This window comes from Streptomyces sp. NPDC004721 (assembly GCF_053601495.1).
In genome coordinates this window covers 15123-36691 of record NZ_JBSGBZ010000069.1, presented here as the reverse complement: position 1 = coordinate 36691, position 21569 = coordinate 15123, and the positions used below count along the sequence as shown (strand labels likewise).

At 68.9% G+C, this 21569-nt stretch carries 18 protein-coding genes and 5 pseudogenes; 11 read left to right on the top strand and 12 right to left on the bottom strand.

Features of this window, described 5'->3' with window-relative positions:
- Nucleotides 1-59 precede the first annotated feature (59 nt).
- The 3 genes from ACWEK3_RS36650 to ACWEK3_RS36640 all read right to left on the bottom strand — a co-directional run bounded on the left by ACWEK3_RS36650 (nucleotide 60) and on the right by ACWEK3_RS36640 (nucleotide 6053).
- Complete coding sequence (locus tag ACWEK3_RS36650; RefSeq protein WP_450547631.1) at nucleotides 60-3068, bottom strand: family 16 glycoside hydrolase; 3009 nt, start codon at nucleotides 3066-3068, stop codon at nucleotides 60-62.
- 609 nt (nucleotides 3069-3677) lie between these two features.
- Nucleotides 3678-4676 carry an agmatinase gene (gene speB, locus ACWEK3_RS36645; protein ID WP_450547632.1) on the bottom strand — a complete coding sequence of 333 codons (999 nt, stop codon included), beginning with the start codon at nucleotides 4674-4676 and terminating at the stop codon, nucleotides 3678-3680.
- Nucleotides 4677-4688: 12 nt separating this feature from the next.
- The gene (locus ACWEK3_RS36640) at nucleotides 4689-6053 is read right to left on the bottom strand and encodes an MFS transporter (protein ID WP_450547633.1); all 1365 of its coding nucleotides are present in this window, start codon (nucleotides 6051-6053) and stop codon (nucleotides 4689-4691) included.
- 164 nt (nucleotides 6054-6217) lie between these two features.
- On the opposite strand from ACWEK3_RS36640, the gene ACWEK3_RS36635 reads away from it, so the two are divergent.
- Both ACWEK3_RS36635 and ACWEK3_RS36630 read left to right on the top strand, forming a co-directional pair.
- Nucleotides 6218-7693 carry a PucR family transcriptional regulator gene (locus tag ACWEK3_RS36635; RefSeq protein ID WP_453251677.1) on the top strand — a complete coding sequence of 492 codons (1476 nt, stop codon included), beginning with the start codon at nucleotides 6218-6220 and terminating at the stop codon, nucleotides 7691-7693.
- Between the two features lie 748 nt (nucleotides 7694-8441).
- On the top strand, nucleotides 8442-8807 hold the full coding sequence (locus ACWEK3_RS36630; RefSeq protein ID WP_453251679.1) for a hypothetical protein: 366 nt from the start codon (nucleotides 8442-8444) through the stop codon (nucleotides 8805-8807).
- Between the two features lie 155 nt (nucleotides 8808-8962).
- On the opposite strand, the pseudogene ACWEK3_RS36625 reads toward ACWEK3_RS36630, so the two are convergent.
- Nucleotides 8963-9506, bottom strand: a pseudogene (locus ACWEK3_RS36625) (alcohol dehydrogenase catalytic domain-containing protein); the annotation flags it as partial.
- A 435-nt stretch (nucleotides 9507-9941) separates the two neighbouring features.
- On the opposite strand from ACWEK3_RS36625, the gene ACWEK3_RS36620 reads away from it, so the two are divergent.
- From ACWEK3_RS36620 to ACWEK3_RS36595, 6 genes and pseudogenes are all read left to right on the top strand, one after another.
- The gene (locus ACWEK3_RS36620; RefSeq protein WP_450544886.1) at nucleotides 9942-10133 is read left to right on the top strand and encodes a hypothetical protein; all 192 of its coding nucleotides are present in this window, start codon (nucleotides 9942-9944) and stop codon (nucleotides 10131-10133) included.
- 4 nt (nucleotides 10134-10137) lie between these two features.
- On the top strand, nucleotides 10138-10422 hold the full coding sequence (locus ACWEK3_RS36615) for a hypothetical protein (protein ID WP_453251676.1): 285 nt from the start codon (nucleotides 10138-10140) through the stop codon (nucleotides 10420-10422).
- 26 nt (nucleotides 10423-10448) lie between these two features.
- On the top strand, nucleotides 10449-11174 hold the full coding sequence (locus ACWEK3_RS36610; RefSeq protein ID WP_453251675.1) for an SDR family NAD(P)-dependent oxidoreductase: 726 nt from the start codon (nucleotides 10449-10451) through the stop codon (nucleotides 11172-11174).
- Between the two features lie 38 nt (nucleotides 11175-11212).
- On the top strand, nucleotides 11213-12091 hold the full coding sequence (locus ACWEK3_RS36605) for an ABC transporter substrate-binding protein (RefSeq protein WP_453251674.1): 879 nt from the start codon (nucleotides 11213-11215) through the stop codon (nucleotides 12089-12091).
- A 151-nt stretch (nucleotides 12092-12242) separates the two neighbouring features.
- Nucleotides 12243-12509, top strand: a complete 267-nt coding sequence (locus tag ACWEK3_RS36600; RefSeq protein ID WP_453251673.1) for a hypothetical protein — start codon at nucleotides 12243-12245, stop codon at nucleotides 12507-12509.
- Nucleotides 12510-12797: 288 nt separating this feature from the next.
- Nucleotides 12798-13010, top strand: a pseudogene (locus ACWEK3_RS36595) (transposase); the annotation flags it as partial.
- A 45-nt stretch (nucleotides 13011-13055) separates the two neighbouring features.
- Here ACWEK3_RS36595 and ACWEK3_RS36590 read toward each other — a convergent pair.
- Both ACWEK3_RS36590 and ACWEK3_RS36585 read right to left on the bottom strand, forming a co-directional pair.
- A pseudogene (locus ACWEK3_RS36590) lies at nucleotides 13056-13680 on the bottom strand (integrase core domain-containing protein); the annotation flags it as partial.
- A gap of 56 nt (nucleotides 13681-13736) precedes the next feature.
- The gene (locus ACWEK3_RS36585; RefSeq protein WP_453251672.1) at nucleotides 13737-14114 is read right to left on the bottom strand and encodes a recombinase family protein; all 378 of its coding nucleotides are present in this window, start codon (nucleotides 14112-14114) and stop codon (nucleotides 13737-13739) included.
- Between the two features lie 327 nt (nucleotides 14115-14441).
- Between ACWEK3_RS36585 and ACWEK3_RS36580 the strand changes: the two genes are divergently transcribed.
- Entirely contained in the window at nucleotides 14442-15170 is a 729-nt protein-coding gene (locus ACWEK3_RS36580) for a helix-turn-helix domain-containing protein (protein ID WP_450544895.1), read from the top strand.
- Between the two features lie 96 nt (nucleotides 15171-15266).
- On the top strand, nucleotides 15267-15821 hold the full coding sequence (locus ACWEK3_RS36575; protein WP_450544897.1) for a dihydrofolate reductase family protein: 555 nt from the start codon (nucleotides 15267-15269) through the stop codon (nucleotides 15819-15821).
- Here the strand turns inward: ACWEK3_RS36575 and ACWEK3_RS36570 are convergent.
- Nucleotides 15793-15999 (bottom strand): hypothetical protein, encoded by a 207-nt coding sequence (locus ACWEK3_RS36570; RefSeq protein ID WP_453251678.1) that lies wholly within the window; start codon nucleotides 15997-15999, stop codon nucleotides 15793-15795. The two genes, ACWEK3_RS36575 and ACWEK3_RS36570, sit on opposite strands and share 29 nt — an antisense overlap.
- On the bottom strand, nucleotides 15930-16337 hold the full coding sequence (locus ACWEK3_RS36565) for a Tn3 family transposase (protein ID WP_453251671.1): 408 nt from the start codon (nucleotides 16335-16337) through the stop codon (nucleotides 15930-15932). The genes ACWEK3_RS36570 and ACWEK3_RS36565 overlap by 70 nt, the downstream gene beginning before the upstream one ends.
- Before the next feature lie 70 nt (nucleotides 16338-16407).
- On the opposite strand from ACWEK3_RS36565, the pseudogene ACWEK3_RS36560 reads away from it, so the two are divergent.
- Nucleotides 16408-16739 (top strand): annotated as a pseudogene (locus ACWEK3_RS36560) (IS701 family transposase); the annotation flags it as partial.
- A gap of 139 nt (nucleotides 16740-16878) precedes the next feature.
- Here ACWEK3_RS36560 and ACWEK3_RS36555 read toward each other — a convergent pair.
- From ACWEK3_RS36555 to ACWEK3_RS36540, 4 genes and pseudogenes are all read right to left on the bottom strand, one after another.
- Nucleotides 16879-17187: a GNAT family N-acetyltransferase gene (locus tag ACWEK3_RS36555; protein ID WP_453251670.1), complete on the bottom strand. Its 309-nt coding sequence runs from the start codon at nucleotides 17185-17187 to the stop codon at nucleotides 16879-16881.
- A 110-nt stretch (nucleotides 17188-17297) separates the two neighbouring features.
- Nucleotides 17298-17776 (bottom strand): annotated as a pseudogene (locus ACWEK3_RS36550) (carboxymuconolactone decarboxylase family protein).
- Nucleotides 17777-18123: 347 nt separating this feature from the next.
- The gene (locus ACWEK3_RS36545; RefSeq protein ID WP_453251669.1) at nucleotides 18124-19401 is read right to left on the bottom strand and encodes a M20 family metallo-hydrolase; all 1278 of its coding nucleotides are present in this window, start codon (nucleotides 19399-19401) and stop codon (nucleotides 18124-18126) included.
- A 158-nt stretch (nucleotides 19402-19559) separates the two neighbouring features.
- Nucleotides 19560-21242, bottom strand: a complete 1683-nt coding sequence (locus tag ACWEK3_RS36540; RefSeq protein WP_450544907.1) for a thiamine pyrophosphate-dependent enzyme — start codon at nucleotides 21240-21242, stop codon at nucleotides 19560-19562.
- Between the last annotated feature and the right edge of the window lie 327 nt (nucleotides 21243-21569).

Genomic DNA, 21569 nt, shown 5'->3' with positions numbered 1-21569 from the left:
GGGCGCGCCCACGACCTCGTGGGCGCGCCCCACCGCTGCGCGACTGCGGTGCGGGTGCGTCAACTCAGAGGTTGCACCCGGATGTTGCGGAACCGCACTTTGTTCCCGTGGTCCTGCAGACGGATCGCCCCGGCCGACGGCCCCTCCGGCGCACCGGCGCCGGTCGGACCGTCGATCGCGAAGTCGTCGTGGACCTTCTTGCCGTTCCACACGACCGTCACCCGCGCGTCGGCGGTCTTGCGGCCGCTGTCGTCGTACCGTGCCGCGTGGAACGTGATGTCGTACGTCTGCCAGGTCTCCGGCGCCGTCGCCACGTTCACGTCGGGGGCCTTCTTCAGGTAGATTGCGCCGGCGTCGTTGGTCTCGAGCGTGGCCTTACCGTACGAGTCGAGGATCTGCACCTCGTAGCGTTCCTGAAGGTAGACGCCGCTGTTGCCGCGGTTCTGGCCGGTCACGTCGTCCGGCAGCAGTGGAACCCGGAACTCCACGTGCAGCTTGAAGTCCTGGTAGGCCTCCTTGGTGCGGATGTCGCCGCAGCACACCTCCATCGACTGCTCGGCGGCGAGCGGCCACGCCACGCGCCGCCCGTCCGGATGCTGCCACTGCGTCTGGGAGGCGGTGGTGCCGTCGAAGAGGGTGACCGGGGCTCCGTGCGGACGCACGGTGATCAGGTCGAGGTTGACATGACCGGTGTCTCCGGCGTCGAAGCGGTACGCGAGGGTGTTGTGGCCCGCGCGCAGGCTGACGCGTTCGGTCCGGGTCGACCAGGCGTCCCACGTGCCCGTGGAGGGGAGCTTTGTCTGGCGTAGCTTCTCCCCATTGGCGTACAGGGTGAGGGACTTGGTGCCCTGGAAGGGGTTGGGGCCGTTCGAGTAGCGCAGGTTCACGTCGTACTCGCCGGCCTCGGGGACCGTCACGTCGAACGTCGTGGCCACCTTGCCCTCGGTGGTGTAGCGGTCGACGAAGCCGCTGCCCGAATACCCGGTGTGGTTGGTGTTGACGCCGGCCGTGCCGGTCAGGCGTGCCTCCTCGGCCTCGTACAGCGTGGCGGGCGGCGGCTGCTGTCCCGGCAGCGCGTTGAGCGTGTACCAGGCCTCCGTGCTCCAAAGCGTCTCACCGGACGCGGACGCGAAGGGGCGCGGCGAGCGCACGTGCACGACGCGGCCGGGCTTGAGCCCGTTGAGGCGCAGCCGGACCGTGCGACCGTCGTCGGCGAGCGTCGCCGAGCTGACGGTGAGCCGTTCCTCGGCGATCTTCAGGCCGCCGTAGTCCGATGTCGGGGTGTAGCGCCACTGTTCGGCCTGGTAGCGGGAGGTCAGCTTCTCGGCAGTGGCCTCGGACACCGGCTGGGTGTACTCCAGGTCGAAGCCGTCGGGCACGGCCCGCATCTCCTTGATGTCGAAGGTGTTGCCGCCGTTCGGCGTCAGCTTCTGCAGGCCGAACTTGAGCTTGCCTTCCTGACCCCAGTTGCCGTCGGCGCCCAGGCCGCCCGCGTAGATCGCGCCGTCGGGGCCCATGGTGATCCGGTTGACGCCGGATTCGAGTCCCTGCGTGTAGCGAAACACGGCTCCCTGGTACTGGCCCTTCACCTTCTCCAGATAGCCGCGCTGGAGCCCGCCGTAGGTGACGTCACCGATGAGCATCTGTCCGGCGAACTGGCCCTTGGTCAAGTACAGAGGAGTGCTGGGGGAGTTGGCGATCTCGTTCTGCGGCAGCCACAACACCGGCTGGCTGACAGGACGGTCGTCGAACCGGCCTGACGGTTCGGTGTAGTGGTTGAAGAAGCGGTCCTGCTTGATCTGGACGAGCTTGTTGGCCGGCAGCCAGCCGCCCTGGTTGTCGGTGGTGAAGATGTCACCGCCCGGACCCCAGCCGATCCCGTTGGGCGTGCGCAGACCGCCCGCGACCGGATGGATCTTCCCCGTCTTCTTGCTGACCCGGTACGTGGTGCCGCGGCCCGGGGCCGGCTGCGGGGTGGTGGTCGCCCCGCCGTAGTTGATGGCGACGGACAGGTTCGCGTAGAAGTAGCCGTCGCGGTAGATCAGCCCGAAGGCGAACTCGTGGAAGTTCCCGCTGTAGGGCCAGGTGGCCACGGTGCGGTACTCGTCGGTGACGGAGTCGTTGTCGGTGTCGACGAGCTGGGTCAGCTCGTGCTTCTGTGACACGTAGAGGGAGCCGTCGACGTACTTGATGCCCATCGGCTCGCGCAGCCCGCTCGCGACCTTCTTGACGGTCACCTTGTCGCGGCTGGTGTTCCCGGTGACATGGTCGAGGAGGTACACCTCGCCCGCCTTGTTCTGGGATCCGCCCCACGTGCTGATGGCGAGCCGCCCGTCGGGCAGCCAGTCCATGCCGGTGACCTGCGGCTCGAACCCGTCCGGGCGCAGGTCGGTGAGGGTAAGGTCGGGGCGCACGTCGGTGAGCGGCAGTCCGTCACCGGGGCTGTCCGCGCCGGCCTCGCACTCCTTGCGGCCCGGCGACGTGACCCGTACGACCCCGGCGTCGGTGGTCAGCGACTCTCGCGGCACGACGGTGAAGCCGGTGGCCCCCGGCGGCTTCCAGGCGAGCGTGAGCTGCTGCTCGCCGGTGCGCTCGAAGTAGTCGATGCGGAACGGGTGGGAGCCTGCGATGAGTTCTACGGCCCCGTCCTTGGGCTCGGCGGCGTGCAGCCCGTCGTGGTCGATGACCTCACGGTCGTCGATGGTGAGCCGTGACCCGTCGTCGCTGGTGAGACGGAAGGTGTACGTTCCGTTGGCGGGAATGACGAGGTAACCGGAGGCCTGTGCCGAGAAGTTGTCGGCGAATCCGCCGAAGTCGTTAGTCGAGGACCAGTCCACGGTCGGCATCAGCTTGTCGTGGTTGGGTGTCTGGCCCGGCTTGAGCGTGCACAGCTTGGTGAGCGGGACCTGGGTGTCGAAGACACGCAGGGTGACACCGGGTTCCTGCGGCGGGATGTCGGCGGGTGCGGCGGCGGACGGGGGCGCGGCCGCTATCCCGCTCGCGAGGAAGCCGCCGACGATCAGAGCGGTGAGCTGTCTTCGGGCGCGGCGTAACGGATGTGGATGCATCGGTCCTCCAGGACGGGACCGGAGGCCGCCGGATCGCACTCCGGTCGAGCTTACGGAAACGCGGATGCTGATGCCGAGGAGTCGGTACTCCTACGGTTGTGCCGTCACGGTAGGGGACTTCTGCCGAGTGCGTCCATATTTTGTCATCGGTGAGGGCAAAGTCCAGCCATGGAAGCCCAGTTGGGCGCCTTCGGGATTTGGTCGCAGGAAGTGGCACCAGCGCTACTGGAGCCCCGGCGTGATGATCTACTGGCACGTCGAGCGGTAATCGGTGTGTGCGGCCCGTCTCGTCGCACAGCTCACGGAGAGCCTGGGTGTCCAGGTGCTCGTACGCCGCGACGGCGGTATCACCGCTGTTTACTGTTGGAGATGGTGTCCCGCCGCCCATCGGGCAGACCTGGCGAGGCGTCAGTGCATTACTGTCCGAAACGCATGCAGGGGCGAAGTTCACGATCAGCGATGGCGGAGACCACCGCGCGGGCGGCGTCTGGAAGGCCGGCGACCTGTCCGTGCTGCTGTGGTCGGGCCCATGGTCGGGGCCCGCTCAACCGGACTGCGCGCTTGAGGAAACCCCGACGGCCCCTGGTAACTGCTGAGTCGCGTCCTGAATCAGGAGCGGTTCGCGGACGTGAGCACGGGCTTGGTGACGTTGTTCTTCGTCATGAGCGTGACCAGGTCGAAGACCACGGTGGCGGCGGCGACGGTGGTGATTTCGGCGTGGTCGTATGCGGGAGCGACTTCGACCACGTCACCGCCGATGATGTTGAGTCCGTCGAGGCTGCGGAGCAGGCGAAGGAGCTCCCGGCTGTTGAACCCGCCCATCTCCGGGGTGCCCGTCCCGGGCGCGAATGCGGGGTCGAGGACGTCGATGTCGATCGAGACGTACACCGGTGCGTCGCCCACCCGTCGCCGTACGGCGTCCACTGCCCCCTCGATTCCGATCACGTCGAGGTCTCCCGCACGGATGGCGCGGAAGCCGAACGCCTTGTCGTTCACGAGGTCCATCTGGTCGTAGATCGGTCCGCGGATGCCCAGGTGTATGGACTTCTCCTCGGCGAGCAGGCCCTCTTCGAAGGCGCGGCGGAACACCGTGCCGTGTGTGATCGGGGCGTTGAAGTAGGTGTCCCAGGTGTCGAGGTGCGCGTCGAAGTGGACCAGCGCGATCGGGCCGTACTTGTCCTTGGCCGCGCGGAGCATGGGCAGTGCGACGGTGTGGTCGCCGCCGATGGTCACGATGCGCCGGTCGGAGTGTCCCGCGACGTCGCGGGCGTGGTTCTCGATCTGGGCGACCGCCTCGTCGATGCTGAAGGGCGTGCAGGGGACGTCGCCGGCGTCGACGACCTGGACTGCTTCCAGCGGCGCGGTGTCGAGTTCGACGTGGAACTTGGGGCGCAGGTGACGCGAGGCCTGGCGGACGCCCATCGGTCCGAAGCGGGCTCCCGGGCGGTACGACGTGCCCCCGTCGAACGGCACGCCCAGGACCGCGATGTCGTAGTCGCTGACCGAGCCGATGTCGGGGATCCGGGCGAAGGTGCCCAGGCCGGCGAACCGGGGGACCTTCGTGGCGTCCAGGGCCCCGATCGGGGCGGGGCGGCTGTCGTGATACATGACGGTCTCCAGTCAGTTCGTAGCGGTGGTGGTGAGTGAGGAACCAGCGGGCTCGGCCGGGTGGCCTGCGCCCGCGGCGGTTTCGCTGAGCGCCCGGCCTCGGGTCTCGATGCCCCAGGCCAGCGTGACCAGGAGCCCGACGACCGACACGACGGCGCCGATGAGGAGTGGCAGGCTCTGGCTCTTGGCCAGGGCGAACGGCATCAGGAAGGTGGCCGCGGCCGATCCGATGCGGGAGAACGCCGTTCCCACTCCGACGGCGGTGGCGCGGACCTCGGTCGGGAAGAGTTCGTTGGGGTAGACCACCTCGAGGAAGCTGGAGCCTCCGGAGGCGAGGGCGAAGACGCAGACCGAGGTGAAGGAGACCCAGGTCGGCAGTCCGGGCACGAGACCGGGTATGCCCAGGGCGACCGCGATGATCCCGAAGGACCCAAGCAGCAGCGCCCGGCGGCCGATCCGCTCGACCAGCCAGAGTCCGGGGATGCCGCCGATGACGAAGAGCACGGCGAGGAAGACCTCGGCGGTGTTGCCGGTGATTCCCATGCCCGCCAGCAGGTCGGGGGCGAAGGAATAGAGCGCGAACAGCGGAATCACCTGGGCGGTCCAGAAGATTCCGACGAACAGGGTGCGCTTGAGGTACGGCGAGCGGAACACCGTCGTGTAGCCAGTTCGCGCGAGCGCCGGTTCCGCGGTCAGGTCCGCCACGCCGTACTGCGGACCGAAGACCTTCTTGATCGCCCGGTCGGCGTCGTCGGGACGGCCCTTGCTGAGCAGCCAGCGCGGCGACTCCGGCGTACCGAGCCGCAGGAACAGTGTCACTATGGCGAACACGGCCGGGCTGGCGAGCATGAACCGCCAGGCGTTCGTACCGAGGCCCGCAAGGCCCACGCCCACGACGTACGCCGCCGCGGCACCGAGTGCCCAGACGACGAAGGTCGCACCGAGCATCCGGCCTCGGAACCGTCGCGGGAGGTACTCCGCCAGCAGCGACGTGGCGATCGGGTAGTCGGCACCGATGGCCGCGCCGAGGAGGAAGCGCAGGAGCACGAGTTGCCACACCTCCGTCGTGAAGGCGGACAGCACGGAGAACAGCGCGAGCGCGGCGAGGTCGGCGATGTACATGATGTGCCGGCCGATCTTGTCGGTGACGTATCCGAAGACCGCCCCGCCCACGAAGATGCCGACCAGGCTGGCGGCCGCGACCAGACCCTTGTCGCCGGTGGTCATGTCCAGGGCCGGCGTGAGTGTCGTGAAGGCGACCCCGATGACCGCGATCGCGTAGCCGTCGATGAACGGTCCGCCTGACGAGTAGGCGGTCAGTTTCTTGTGGAAGCGCGTCAGTGGCGCGTCGTCTATGAGGTTCGATCGAGCAGTCATGGAGGAGTCCTTGCCTCGCGGCGGCCGTGCGGAGGTGTGGCGTCCACATGTACGCCGCCGTGACGTGCGTCGCGTAGACGCGGAGTGCTCAAAGTTCTCGACCGTGCTTATCCATTTGCACAACGCTGCTATGCGTATGGTCAGACGCCGTCTACCGTGAGCCCATGCCAATCACGGTGGGCGAGCTGCTCGAGATGCCACATCTGCGCCTGAGGCTGCACTCGGGGGCCGACGCCTTGGACCGGCCCGTCTCGTGGACGCACACGACCGACCTGCCCGAGCCGTGGCGCTGGGTGGCCGGCGGTGAACTCCTCATGACGAACGGCAAGCCCATCCCCCGCAGCGCGTCCGGCCAGAAGGAGCTGATCCGGCACCTGGTCGATCACGGTGCCGCCGCGCTGGCCATCGGCGAGCAGATGTACGCCCCGGCACTGACCAGGCTGCTGGCCCGGACGAGCGAAGAACTGGGCTTCCCGGTGCTCTGGATCGCCTACCCCATGCCGTTCGTCGCGATCTCCCGCGCGGTCGCCGAGGCGACCCTCCTGGAACAGTCCCAACGCCTGATCCGGACCGAACGGATCTACCAGGCGCTGCAGCAGATCTCCTCGCAGAGCTCCGGACTGACATCGCTCACCAGAGCCCTGTCCCGCGAGCTCGGCTGCGACGTCCGGGTGTGCGACCGGGCGACTGGCCACAACTGGTATCCGGGCGTCGTTCCGTTCCCCGAGGAGATCCGCACCGCCGTGGCCGAGCGCCGCGGAAGGCTCCGCGCCGGGGTCATCGCGAGCCACCTCGCTGGAGACCGTTACGCACTCCTGGTCGACGTACCGACACATCCGGACGCGGTCCTCGTCGCCCTCCCCGAACAGACCGAACTGCCGGACGCGCTGCTCCTGCAGCACGCCGCGACGGTGTGTGCACTGGCGCTTTCCCAAGCCCGCCTGACGATCGAGCACGACCGCAGGAGAGGTGCAGAACTTCTGCTCCAGATCCTCGATGCGCAGATGGCGCCGGCCACAGCCCAGCGCCGGCTTGAGGAGTTCGGCCTCCGACTCGAGGAAGCAGTGTGCGTGGCGGCACGCAACGACGACGATCCAGACCTGCTCGCAACCACGCACCTCGAACTGTGGCGCTCGGCCGTCAGCCACCTCACGGTGCAGCGAGGCGACACCTCGCTCACGATACTTCCCGACGCCGCCGTTCCGGTGCTTGTGCAAGCCCTTGGGCAGCTCGGTCGGGCGGGCGTCAGCGATCTGATCGTCCGCGCTGACCGCATGGCCGACGCGGTACGGGAGGCCACGTGGTCGCTCGACATCGTGAAGGAGCAGGGAACCCCACTGCTGCGGTACGCGGAGGCCGACCCGCTCCTCGGGCCCCGCAACCCGGCAGAGGCACGGGCGCTCGTCGACCGCGTACTGCGTCCCGTCCTCGATCTGCCGCAGGGGCAGGCCGACGAGCTGCTCACGACCCTGCGGGTATTCTTCGAGAACCGTAGGTCCTGGCAACGGACGGCCGAGACGTTGCAAGTCCACCGGCAGACAGTGCTTTACCGCGTTCGCCGCATCGAGCAGCTGACCGGGAAGCAGATCGCCGACACCAATGATCTGACCACGCTGTGGCTCGCCCTGAAGGCCACCTGAGGACGAGGCTCTGGCGAGACCCGAAGCCTTCGCCCAACGGCTCGACGTGTCCTACGGCCGCAGCCCTGTGACTGATTCCCAATGATGCTTGCGGACGGACCCTGGGGTTTCGCGCATGAATCGTTGATCAACGCCGTCCATGAGCAGGACGAAGCTGCCCGCTTCCTTGCTTGGCCGGGCGATTTCGACCCGGACCGAGGCGGTGGCGAGGAAATCCACCTAGCATCCGGCGCTGCGCTGGAGGGATCCGCCGGTGACGGAGCCGGGGGCACCCTCTTCTTTTGCGGGGAGGACGCCGAGGATCGTCCCCTTTTGTGCGCAGACTCTGAGGGGCGTGCGGCACTGATCGCGATCGGTCTCCCCGAACTTCTGCAGCTTTTGCTGGTCGCCCCATGGTGGCGCGGCTGCCAAACGTTCACCGCGCAGGAAAGTCGCAAGCTCGCGGCCGAGTACTTGGAAGACATGCCAGACCTCGTCGCCCGACGAGACCGCGCCGCCGCGGTCCTTGGCCTTGTCCTTCCTGCTGCAGGGGACGTCTTGGCCCGCCTGCCGCTGATCGCGGATGAGGGCCCATCGAGGCGGCGGCGAGCAGGGGCGAGGACACCCCCGCGTAGGTGGCAAGGACCTCCTGGTTACCTTGACGCACGCCGCCAGGGCCTGGACTTCACTGTCCTGGACGCCGACCCGGAGCCGATGCAGTTGCGCGCATCGCGGGCAGGCTTTACCGGGGCTCTTGCAGAAAGCCCGCGTGAACGACTCCGTTGGGAAATCCGCAAACCGGCTGTACTGGCTCGCCCCGCTGCCGGTAGTGGCCCTCCACGGCATCGGTCCCCGCCAAGCCCCAGGCCGCCTGGTGGCGTCGGCGCAGCAGCAGGCCGAGCCCGCCGTGATCACGGGCATGCTCCGCAGGGGCTCAGCGCCGCAGCGGGTGTACTGGGGAGCGGGTCTCGAGCCCTGGCAAGTCCTGGACACGCAGGGTCGGATCACTGGCTGGCTGCTCGTGGACACACCGCGCCGCGAATCCGGAGCCATGTACTACCTCAGCGATGCCGAACCCCGGCCCGGCAAGCCAACGACTCCGCGTACATCCCCGCACCTCGACCCAATGCAGTGATGAGCGCCAGCCGCCCGGACGTCCAGCGGGCCAGGCGCCGGCCCCGTTGCCCGAGACGCCTGCAGACCGGATGCGGGCGATGGAGGCCTAGCTGTACCGCGCGGGGGACGACGGGGTGCGGGCCGATGCCGCGGGCCCGGTCGGCGGCGATCCGGCCGACTTTCCCTGAGCCGCTGGACCAGGTCCGCGAGCCGGGCACGGTCGGGCTCGACGACGAAGAAGACGGCCCGGCCGTCCCTCGGACGGACCTCGGGCGGCGAGGCGATGGTGACCAGCGTGCCCCCGGCCCGCACCAGCGGGGCCGAGCGCTCCTGGACCTCGCCGCCGATCACGTCGAGGACCAGATCGACCTTCTCGACGCCCCCCAGTCGATCGGCCTGCAGATCCACGAAGGCATCCACGCCCAGCCCGACGGTCCAGCCGGCCAGCCCGAACACCCGCTGGCCCACCGAGAGACCGGTGGTGCCGTACCCGAGTTCGGCAACGACGCCCGACAGCTCGTGTCCAGGCACGCTCGGCGTCCGGTCGCGCCCGGCGCGATCCGTCCACGTTCCCGGCCAGGCGAGTTCCCCCCGGGGTGAACCCGGCGGCATGCACGCGCACGATGACGTCGTTCTCGGCGAGGTGGGGGTAGGGCACCTCCGTCAGCGATATTCCCTCGACACCGGCGGCGCGGTCTCGAACGGCGACGGACTGCATGCCAGGTCCTCTCTCCGGTGGTGATTCAGGCTTCGCCCCCTTCGAGCGATCGGAAACAGGCTGCCACGAACTCCCGCAGCCCGCCTGCTGCCGCTTTTGACGGACTGCCGTTCGTGACGCCCATTCAGGCCGCGTTTGGCTGGCGCTGGACGTCACGACTGCCCGAGCTGTTACGCGCCCGCCAGCAGTGCCTGCCGCACTCGGGGCGTCCTGCAGCGCTCAGAGGAGGAGTAGCAAGCAAGATCAATGTCGGCGCCAATCACGCTTCCGTCGATCCCCAAGGCGGCCTTCCTTCGTGCCGGTGAAGATCAGGGCATACGGTCACGTAGCCCCACCCGCCCAGAAGGTGCGCCTTGCAAAGCGCAGGGACGGGGAGCCACCGTAGAAAAGAAATCAGTTTCTCAAGTTTCCGACAGTGGCGAGCAGCGCGCTGACGTGATCGTGGAGGCGGTCGGCCGACTGTTCCTCGCCCCGGGTTCCGGGTTCGCGGCGGTAGAGCGCACGCTGGTGGCAGCGGCCGAGGGCGCGGAAGGGCAGCCCTTCGATGTGCTGGCACAGCGCTTCCTGATCGCGGCAGGCAGCGAGCTCGGGCGTCGGCGCGGCTCAGCTCGCGACGGGGCGGGGTGATGCGATGCTGCGCCAGTACGTGGAGCAGCGTGCGGATGCGATCGTCCACCGGAGGCCGGGACGGGCACCGCCCGAGCTGCTGAGTGAGATCACCCGCGGCGCGCTGGAGCGGCTGCTCAACTCGCAGTTGCCGCACGAACTCGACTGGACGGCAGCCGATCTGCTGCGGGCGACCGTCGACACCGTGCTCCACGGGGCGATCCGCTCAGCAGACCCCGGCACCCACGGCGAAGGACTCCGAGCGGTCACTCCGACGGCCCGCGACGACGAACAGGAGGTGGGCCCATGACCGGGGCAACCGGCAGAGTGGCATTGGTGACAGGGGCCAGCAGCGGAATCGGCGCGGCCACCGCGCGCCTGCTAGCCGCGCGAGGGATGCGCGTGGTGGTCAACTACCTCCGCAACACCAAGGCGGCCGAGGAGGTCGTGGCCGGCATCGAGGCGGCAGGCGGCCAGGCCATGGTCGTGCAGGCCGACGTGCGCGAGCCGGCGGCGATCGAGAGCATGGTCGAGCAGGTCCAGGCGGCCTGGGGCAGCATCGACGTGCTCGTGCACAACGCGCTCATCCCGTATGCGGTCAAGTCGTTCCAGGACATGACGTGGGAAGAACTGGGCGGCAAGATCGACGCCGAGATGCATGCGGCGTTCGCGGTTACCAAGGCCGTCTTGCCCGCCATGTCCGAACAGGGCTGGGGACGCATCATCTACATCAGCACCGGCCTCAGCCGCCGGCCCCGCCAGGGCATGATCGCACTGGGCGCGGCCAAGGCCGCCCTGGAGCAGTTCGCCCGCTACCTCGCCCAGGAACTGGGCCCGCAGGGCATCACGGTCAACATCGTCGCAGCCGGCCCGGTGGAGGACACCCGCCTGGGGTCCGCGCTCGACGAGAAGATCAAGCAGCGGCAGGTGGCCCTCACCCCCATGGGCCGCCTGGCACGCCCGGCCGATGTCGCCCAAGCGGTCGCCTTCTACGCCGGCGAGGACAACGCCTTCATGACCGGCACCACGGCCGCGGTCAACGGCGGAATGTCGATGGACTGACAGCCCGACCGGCGATGACACGATCAAGGAAGAGCTTCATGTACACGATCGATCTCGCCTATGTCGGGCGGGGCCTGCACGAGGAACTGGCCGCCTACATCGCCGACCAGGAGGACTTCTACGCCGACGAGGGCGTCCACGTCGCGCTGCGCGACGGCTGCTCCTGGGACGTTGAGCGCCTGCGCCGCTGCGCCACTATCGGGCTCGGCAGGGCACTGCTGTCCCGGCTGACCGACGGCACCCCGTGGGTCGCACTCAATGTCAACACCCACCACCCGCTGTTCTGGTTCCTCGCCCGTCCCGGCCTGGCCTCCCTGGCCGACCTGGCCGGCCAAAGGCTCGCGGTCCACGCCCCCCACACCCCACCCGGGTGCTTCGCCCGGATCGTGCTGCGCCAGGCCGGCCTCGACCCGGACCGCGACGTCCACACCGTTGTCCGCTATCCCGGCGACTACGGCATGGACCTGCGCCACCTGCACAACGGCAGTATCGACGCCGCCTACGTCGGCAGCACCATGGCACCTGAGGCGGTCGCCGCCGAGCACGGCTGGCAGGTGCCGGCCTGGGTCGGCGACCACTTCCAGATCGCCACCGTGGGTGTGGCCGTTGACCCCACCTACATCTCCCCGGACGACCCCGCGGTCCAGGCCGTCGTACGAGCCCACCGGCGCGCGCTGCAGGCGATCCACAACGACCCCGACATCACGGTGTGGCACATGCGGACATTCCTCGGCGGACAGACCGAGGATGAAGTCCGAGCTCACTACGAGAGGTTCATCGCACCGTACTTCACCACCGACGGCCACGCCGACCTCACCGTCGGCGACAGCGCGATCACCGCGGTCGCCGCCGAACTCGGCGTCCCCGCCACTGTCACCGCAGCCAAGTTCTACCGCACCGCAACCACCACACCCTAGCCCCGGGCTTTCGCGAGTGGGGTGTCCGATGCTTGATCAAATAAGCGAGGAGTGCCGCTGACCTGACTCTATGAGGGCCGGGCCCCCTTCCCTGCACAGCCCGGTGGATTCTGGTTCCGGGTCCCATACGTGCTCGGAAAGGAGGCCCTCAATGTCGGTCTACGTCGGCATCGACGTGCACCGCAAGCGCTCGCAGATCGCGGTCGTTGATCACGATGGTGCGGTGCAGGTGAATCGGAACGTGCCCAACGGGGTCGAGACGGTGCTCTCGGTGATCGGGGATCTTCCGATCGGAGCCCCGGTGGCCTTCGAGGCCGCCTACGGCTGGGGCTGGCTCGTGGACTGCTGGAGGACTACGGCTTCGAGCCGCACCTGGTGCACCCGCTGCGGTGCAAGGCCATCGCCTCCGCGCGGCTGAAGAACGACAAGGTCGACGCGGCGACCCTCGCCCATCTGCTGCGTGCGGATCTGCTGCCGGAGGCGTGGATTGCCCCGCTGGGGGGTGCGCCAGCAACGGGCTCTGCTGCGCCACCGCTGCCAGCTGGTGCGTCTGCGCACGCTGCTGCGCAACCGTGTCCATGCCGTCCTGGCGGACTACGGCTGTGACCGCTCCGGCAGCTACTTCACCACTCCGGGACGGGTCTGGCTCGACGGCTTGGACCTGCCGGACGCCTCGCGCCGCGTGGTCGACGATCTTCTGGTCCTGATGGACGCCCTCCGAGGGCCGATCGACGCCCTGGACCAGCAGCTGGTCGCGCACGCCCGTGGTGATCCGCGGGTCAAAACCCTCACCCAGCTGCCGGGGGTGGGTACGCTCACCGCCCTGGTCATCGTGGCCGAGATCGGTGACATCAGCCGCTTCCCCTCCGCCCGCAAGCTCGCCGCGTGGGCGGGGCTCACCCCGACGGTCCGCAGCTCGGATATGACGGTCCGGCACGGCCACATCTCCAAGCAGGGTTCGGACTGGCTGCGGTGGCAGCACGTCCATGTCCTCGGCCTCGATGACGGCGTCGAAGGAGTCGGTGTACTTGCTGTCGCGGTCGCGGAGAACGAAGCGCAGCGACTCGACGCGGGCGCCGAGGTCGGCGGTCAGATTGCGGGCCTGCTGGGCCGCCCACTGCGCGGTGGAGTGGGCGGTGATCCGGTGATGTGGAGCCGGCGGGTGCCGTGTTCGAGGAACGCCAACGCGTACAGCCGTCTGCCAGTGATCGTGTCGAGGTGGAAGAAGTTCGCCGCGGTGGTCCCCTCGGCCTGGGTGGTGAGGAATTCGCGGCAGCTCGGGCCGGTGCGGCGCGGGGCCGGGCCGATGCCGGCCGCGTGCAGGATTTCCCAGACCGTGGACCGTGCGATCGGCTGCCCAGCCGGGCCAGTTCACTCTGGATCCGCCGCTGGCCCCACCGCGGGTTCTCCTTTGCCAGATGCAGAACCAGCTTCTTGAGCGCGGCGGCCGTGGGAGGATGGCCGGTGCGGCGTCGGTCGGCGTGGTCCCACTTCTTGGCGATGAGCCTGCGGTGCCAGGCCAGCGGCGGCACCGGCGTGACCGGGAAGACACAGCTCAGCCTCGGTCGACGACAGCGACTGCAGCCCACTGTGCCCCCGGAGTCCTAGCCCGGACACCAGAGAACAAGTAACCCGCGGGTAGCTTTCAGGACTTCGTGGCTGCGGTCTTCTTCGGCTGGCGAAGCACGGTCCTGGTCTTGTCGAGGTGTCCGTACACCGTGGACCGCGGCACACCGAACATGTCGGCGATCTGCTGGATGGTCTTTCCCCGCTCATCGTCGAGCCGTTGGGCGAGCGCGGCCTGGTCCTCGGTGAGCTTCGGCCGGCGCCCGCCGACCCGCCCCCGGGCCCGCGCGGAGGCGAGGCCGTCGTTCGTATTCGCCACGATCAGCTCACGCTGGAGCTCTGCCAATACAGACAGCATCCCGAACATCGCCCGCCCCTCCATGGTGGCGGTGTCGATGCCCTGATCGATGACGTGCAGCCCGATACTCCGTTCGCGCAGCTCAGCGCCGAGGGTCACCAGGTGCAGCACGGAGCGGGAGAGCCGGTCGAGCCGGTGACCTTCAATGTGTCGCCCTCGCAGAGCAGTTGCATGACGAGATCGAGCTTCCGGCGGGAAGCCTTCGCACCGCTGGCGATGGGCCGCGGCTTGCCGCGCGGTCGACTCGGGCCTGGTGGCGAACAAGGCTGGGCCCGATGTGGCTGGGCTTCCACATGCGCCCTACGGGCATCGGGCCACTGGCCGCGTTCAGGCCGAGCCGCGCCAATCCTCCCCGCGCATCTCCCACGCGCTCTGGTCGTCCGGACGACGTGACACACTGGCGGCTCAGGCAGCGGTGAACGGGGGATGATCCGGTTGGGTCTGGAGATCGAGAGCCGGCCGTCGGAGCTGCCGTACATCGAGCGGGTGTGGCGCAGCCGCAGCGACGACGTGGGCCGGATGACGTCGATCGCGACATCGCACTGGGAGCTCGTCTTCTGGGAGCACCACGGTCAGGTCCAGGCGGCCGTACTGGGCCCGGAGCCCAAGGCCTGCCTGGCCCCCGTCCCCAAGGACGCCACGTTCTTCGGCATCAGCTTTGCCCTCGGCACCTCGATGCCGCACATACCGATCAGCCGGCTTGTGGGCGGTAGCGCGGAGATACCCGACGTGACGCGGCGCTGCGTCTGGCTGAAGGGCTCCGCTTGGCACCCGCCCGATTACGACAACGCGGAGGCGTTCGTACGGCGCATGGTGCGTGAGGGCATCGTGGACTGCGACCCGATTGTGCCCGCCGTGCTCGACGGCGCCACCCTCGACGTCTCCGAGCGCACCCTCCAGCGGCGCTTCGTCGCGGCGACGGGCCTCACCCGGGGCGCCATCCGGCAGATCCGCCGCGCCCGTGAGGCGGCGGTACTGATCCAGGAGGGTGCGCCGGCCCAGGACGTCGTGCATCGGCTGGGTTACTTCGACCAGCCGCATCTGGCGCGGTCCTTGACCCGGTACATCGGCCGGACCGCCACTCGGCTGAGCGCTCCGGACAGGGCGGAGCCCCTGTCGCTTCTGTACAAGACCTCAGCCTCGACGCCCGCATAGTCTTCCTGGCGTAGCCGACGGGGTCGGCGCGTCCCGGTCAGAGGGCCGTCCCGGCCGGGACCGGGCAGACGACCCCGAACTCATGACGGAGGAATCATGCGCAAGGTCGTTTCGGGTCTGTTCGTCTCGCTCGATGGGGTCGCCCAGTCGCCGAACGAGTGGCAGTTCGCTTTCGACGAGGAGATGGGCGCGGCGCTGGGGGAGACGCTGGAGACGGCCGACACGATTCTGCTGGGCCGGGTGACCTTCACCGAGTGGGCCGGGTACTGGCCGACGGTGACCAGCGGCGAGGACGCCGGTTTCGCCAAGTGGATCAACGATTCGCCCAAGTACGTCGTCTCCTCCACGCTGGACAGTGTCGAGGACTGGGCGAACAGCACGCTCATCAACGGCGATCTGGCGGCCGCGATCGCGGAGCTCAAGGCGGGCGAGGGCAAGGACGTCACCGTCGCGGGCAGCCCGACGCTGGTGCGTTCGCTGCTGGAGCAGGACCTGCTGGACGAACTGGTACTGCTGATCCACCCGGTGGTGGCCGGCGAGGGCCGCAAGAAGCTGTTCGCCGACGACGCCAACCTGAAGAAGTTGGAGCTGGTGAGCGCCCGGCCGACCAGCAGCGGAGTGATCATCGCCACCTACCGTCCGACGCGCTGAGCACTGCTCGGCGCGGGCTTGGTACAGGGACGGGTAGGAGATCGATCCTCTTGTCCATGTCGAGGCGGAACGTGCCGTACGGGTTGATGTGCGACCAGAAGAGCGCGGTCAGCCCGCGTCGGTCCTCATCCGAGAGCTTCTTGGCCCAGGCCGGTTCGGCAAGTACCCGTTGGAGCAGCAGCGTGTTGATTGGACCAGGTTGGACTGGAGGAGGTGGAGCGCGAGCATCGCGGTCTCGGCGTGCTCCTTGTCCGGGCCGGTGAGGGCGCCATCCTTGCCGTAGTGCAGCACGGTGTTCGCCGAGTTCCAGTTCTCCACGACCTGGAGGCCGCCGTGGATCTCGCGGCGCAGGTCCGGACTGGCGAGGTAGTCGCACGCGAAGATGGTGCGGACCGCGCGGCCGAGTTCTTCGAGTGCGGCATGGGTGGGGTGTTTGGGACCGCCGCGGGTGAAGCGGCGCAGGACCTGTTCCGCCTCCGTGGTGCCCAGGCGCAGGGCGGTGGCGTACTTGACCATCTGGTCGTACTGCTAGGCGATCAGGTCCCACTTGATGGCCCGGGTCGTCAGCGAGGCGCTGAACGCCTTCGGCCACTGGGTACTGGCCCGCCGCAGCGTCAGTGACCGACGGAGATCGCCTACTACGTCTGCTACGGCCCGGTCGGCACACGGCTGAGGGACCTGGCCCGGGTAGCCGGGGCCCGGTGGCAGGTCGAGGAATGCTTCCAGGCCGCAAAGAACGAGCGCGGCCTGGACCACTGCCAAGTCCGCCGCTACGACGCCTGGTTCCGACACATCACCCTGTCCATAGCTGCCCTGGCCGCTCTGACCGCCATCCGTGCCCAGGAACTGTCAAAGGGGGCAGCGATCTCGGACAAACCCGCCTGGTACCCCTGTCCGTGGCGGAGATCCGCCGCCTGATCGGACTGCTCCTCCGCCCCCAACACCTCACCCCGATCCACCATCTGCACTGGTCATGGTGGAGACGGCTCAGTCAGACCCGCGCTCGCCTCAGCCACTACAAACGCCGAGGCCAAACCCCATAGCTGTGATTGCAGTACTAGTCCTCAACCTTGCTGCGGCTCTGGTAGGCGAGGTCCTGATAGTCGGGGTGCCGGGCCATCCAGGCGGTGATGAACGGGCACACGGCGAGCACCCGCAGCCCGTCCGCCCGCGCGGCGTCCAGGCCCGCGCGAGCCAGTGCCGAGCCGACACCCTGTCCGTTGAACTCCGGGTCGACCTCGGTGTGGGTGAAGACGATGAGCCCGCTCTCGCTGGTGCGCAGGTACTCGGCGAAGCCGGCGAGCTGCCCGTCCACGCGGGCCTCGTAGCGATTGTTGTCGGGGGAGTCGGTGATTTCGATGGTCATCGTGGGCCTTTCGAGCAGTAGGGCAGGAGGGCAGGAGGGTCCGGCCATCCGTAAACGTAGGTCCGGAGGAGTTCGTACGGTCAGCGGGGCGTCGGCCGCGGCGTGGCGCTCTAGCCTACGGGGTGTTTGCTGAGGATGGAGACCCGGTTGAGCGCGTTGATGGTGATCGCGGTCCAGATCACGGCGGAGGTTTCGGCACCTCGGTGAAGACCTCGCGGGCCGCCGCGTACGCCGGCTCCAGCGCGGCGGCCTCCTCCGAGTGTGTGACCGCCTCGGCCAGGCTGAGCGCCGCACGCTCCCGTACGGTGAACACCTCCGTGTCCCGCCGGCCCGGCAGGACCCCCAGGCGCATCGGGGACTCCCCGGCGCGCAGGGCCGCCCGGGTGTGGACGTTGAGGCAGAAGGCGCAGCCGTTGAGCTGGGAGACGCGTACGTTGACCAGTTCCAGCAGGGCAGGCTTGAGGCCAGCCGCGACGGCCTCGGTGTGCACCGCCTCGGCGGCCCGCCGGAACGCGTGGTACGACGCGGGTGAGGCCTTGTCGATGTAGACCCGTCGAGCACCCTGCTCCTGCACAGCGGGGCCAAGCATGATGTCTGTCGCGTTGAACGGGTGCTGAGGTTGGAAGGATGCCTCCGGCCGTCGCTGGCCGGCGGCACCCCGGTGAGATCCTCAGATCTCGTATGCCGGCGCCCCGATCGGGACGATCCGGTTCGGCTCGCGGCCGAAGCCCTCGATCAGCAGGTGGTCCTCGTACGCCTGCACCGTCACGTATGAAGTGGTCGTGGTGTCGGCAGGGCCTTGAACTTGACGCAGTGATTGCCGCGCGTGAGCCCGTAGTTCCCCGTGTGGTTATGCCCGTTGAGCCAGGCCACGACATTGTCGTACGAGCTCACGAGGTCGATCAGGAGAGACGTAATTCGTTTCTGCCACGCGGGTCACCGTGCGCCGTCCAGAGCGCCCGACATGAGCCGGCGGACCACCTCGGTGAGCAGATCGGTGCCCGCGCTGATGTCCTGGTCGTTCGTGAACTCGCCCTCGTTGTGGGAGATTCCCTCGATGCTGGGCACGAACAGCATGATCGAGGGCGCGACATCCTTCATGTTCACCGAGTCGTGTCCCGCGATGGTCATCATGGTCTGGTGGCTGAGCCCCAGTTCGTCGGCTGCTTGGGCTGCGAGCTCGACCCCGGCCGCCGGGAACGGTGCCACGCCCCAACCGTGTGTCTGAACCTGCTCGATGGTGACCGACGCACGCTCCTCGATGCCGGGGATCGACTCGGCCAGCTTCTTGGCCGCCGAATCGAGGAGCGCTTCGTCGGGCGAACGCAGATCGACGTGCATGCGCACCTCGCGTGCGACCACCACGGGAGAATTGGGCTCGATGGTCATCTCGCTCACCGAGGTGTGCAGCGGGATGTCCGTGCTCTGCTCGGCCAGTTCGCGCACCGCCACGACGAGGAGTGAGGCGCCGAACAGGGCGTCGCGGCGGTCCGCCATGATCGTCGATCCGGTATGCGACTGCTCGCCGCGAACCACGACCTGGTACTTGCGTGCCGCCCAGGTGGCATCCACCAGGCCGATCGTGCTCCCCTTGTTCTCCAGGTCGCGGCCCTGCTCGATGTGGATCTCGGCGTACGCTGCCACGTCCGGCCCGGCGTAGTCGCCGATCGTTCCGATCTCGCGGAGAGCGGCTTCGACCGTGGTGCCCGCAGGATCGGTCGTCGTGAGGGCGGTCCGGGCCGGCAGCTTCCCCGTGAACACCGAGCTGCCCATCATGCTCGGCTTGAACCGGGAGCCTTCCTCGTTGAACCAGTTGACCACGGCCACGTTGTACTTCGGTGCGGCCTCCGAGACGCCGTACCGTTCCACGGCCCGGTGCGCGGCGTGGGCCGAGGCCAGGACGCCGTACGCACCGTCGTAGCGGCCACCGAGCGGCTGGCTGTCCAGGTGTGAGCCGGTGAGGACGTACGGGGCTCCGGGTGTGACGGTGAAGAGACCGAACTGGTTGCCGACACCGTCGTAGCGCACTTCGGCGCCGCAGGCGGTGAGCCACCGGTGGAGCCAGGCACGCTGTTCTGCGTCGGCGGGGGTGGCAGCCTGTCGGTCGACCCCACCGCCGGGTGTGGCACCGAACGCCGAGAGAGTCGCGAAGTCCTCCAGCAGGGTGACGTCGTGTGCGGTCGGAGCCGTGGAAGAGGTGGCGGGGTTGGTCATGATCACGTCCTGTCGGTTTGCGGGATGGGGTGCGGGAACGCGTCCACGGCGGGACGGGTCACCTTGGCGGAGGCGGGTGGGGCGCCGGAGATCGTGGGGCGGCGCGGGGGTCATCGGGCGGTCGGCCTCGCGGCTCATCGGGCGGGCGGCTTCGGGGCTCAGGCGGCGGTCGCCGGAGCGCGGACCGCCGGGTCCTGGATCAGGTGCAGCACGGCCGGGAGGCCGCTCGCGCGGGCCCGCCGGAACGCCTCGCGGAAGTCGCGGTGCGAGGTCACGGTCTCGCCGTACGCACCGTACGAGCGGGCCCATGCCGCGAAGTCCGGGTTGGTCAGCTGGGTGCCGGACGGGCGGCCCGGGTAGGCACCTTCCTGGTGCTCGCGGATCGTCGCGTAGCAGCCGTTGTCGACCACCAGGGCGACGAAGGCGGCGCCGTGGCCCACCGCGGTGGCCAGTTCCTGACCGTTCATCAGGAAGCAGCCGTCACCCGCGACCGACACGACCTCACGTCCGGGGAAGGCCAGCGAGGCCGCGACGGCGGCCGGTATGCCCATGCCCATGGCGCCGTTGCGGGGGGCGACGAGGGAGGCCGGGGCGCGGTGGGGGAGGTAGCGGGCCGGCCAGAGGGCGTGGTTCCCGGCGCCGTAGGTGATGACGGCGTCGTGGGTGAGCTCCTCCCGCAGCACGCCCATGACCGCGGTGAGGTCGACGTAGGTGTCGTGGGTGTCGTCCTCGGTCGGCTCGGAGGGGGGAGTGGCGAAGCGGGCCTGGGTGTCCACGGCCGCCCCGAACCACGCGGCGTCGGCGTCCGGCGCCGCCGGCGTGGTGACGAGGTCGAGCACGAAGGCGGGCGCATGGGCCGATACGAACTGGTCGATGCGGCCGCAGTGGCCCTGTGCGTCGCCGGGGAGCACGAGCACCGTCTCCGAGTCGAGGCCGCGGGCGTATCCGTCGCTGAGCACGTCACCGCGTGGTGCGCCGAGGAAGACCGTGAGGTCGGCCTCGTCCAGCAGCCGGGCCGCGTGGTCGCCACGGCCGTAGCCGAGCGAGCCGGCGTAGGCGCCGAGGCCTTCGAGGTCGTGGGGGACGGCATCGTAGGCGCGGAAGTCGGCGAGGACGGGGATCGAGTGCCGTGTCGCCCAGCGCATGAGTTCCTGGCCGCTCTCCGCGGTCCAGCCCTCTCCGCCTACGACGACCAGGGGCCGCCGCGCGCGCTCGAACCGGTGCACCAGCTCCTTCAGCTCCGCTTCTGCGGCGCGGGGCCGCGGCACCGCAAGCGGCCGAACCCCGAGGGCGGGGCCCGCGGGGAGGGTGAGTACGTCCTCGGGAAGGCCGATCACCACCGGGCCGGGCCGGCCGCTGCGGGCCACGTGGACGCTCTCCGCGACGACGCGGGCTGCGGCGGTGGGGTCGTCCAGCAGGACGACCTTCTTCGCCGTGCTGCCGAACCACCCGCTGAGGTCGAACTCCTGGAACGCCTCCCGGCCACGGTCGGGCACCGGGACCAGCCCGACGAAGAGGAGCATCGGGGTCGCGTCCTGGTGTGCGGTGTGGACGGCGATGAAGGCGTTGGCGGCGCCCGGCCCCCGGGTCACCATCGCCACCCCGGGCAGGCCCGTCAGCCTGCCCTCCGCCAGCGCCATGAAGCCCGCACCACCCTCGTGCCGGGTCACCACCGTCGAGATCGACGAGTCGTGCAGGCCGTCCAGAACGTCGAGGAAGGACTCACCGGGAACCCCGTACACCCGCCGGACGCCCTCGCGCTCCAGCTGCGCGACGATCAGATGGCCGGCGGAGAGGGGGCGCTCGGGGGAGTTGGTGGGCTCGGGTGCGACGTTCGCCATCGGGGGTCTGTTCCTTCTCTTGAGGCCGCGGTTGCCCGGCCAGTGTTGCTTTCGAGGCGGCCGGAGACACGGGGCAAAGGCCCCCGGATAGCGGCGCTGCGATGTGCAGATGAACAGGCGTGGGCGAGGGGGCCAGGTCCGTAACACGAAGTTTTCATCCGGAATTCGGAGCGCGACGTGACGCATTGGTCATGTGCACAGTCGTCGCCCCGCGACGGTGTGCTTCTGCTCCTTGTGGTCGGCGAAGTCGTCGATGCACCGTTGGCCAACTGGACGGCGCCCGCTCAGCCTCCAGTTCCCCAGACGATCCCTCGGCTCAGAACTCAG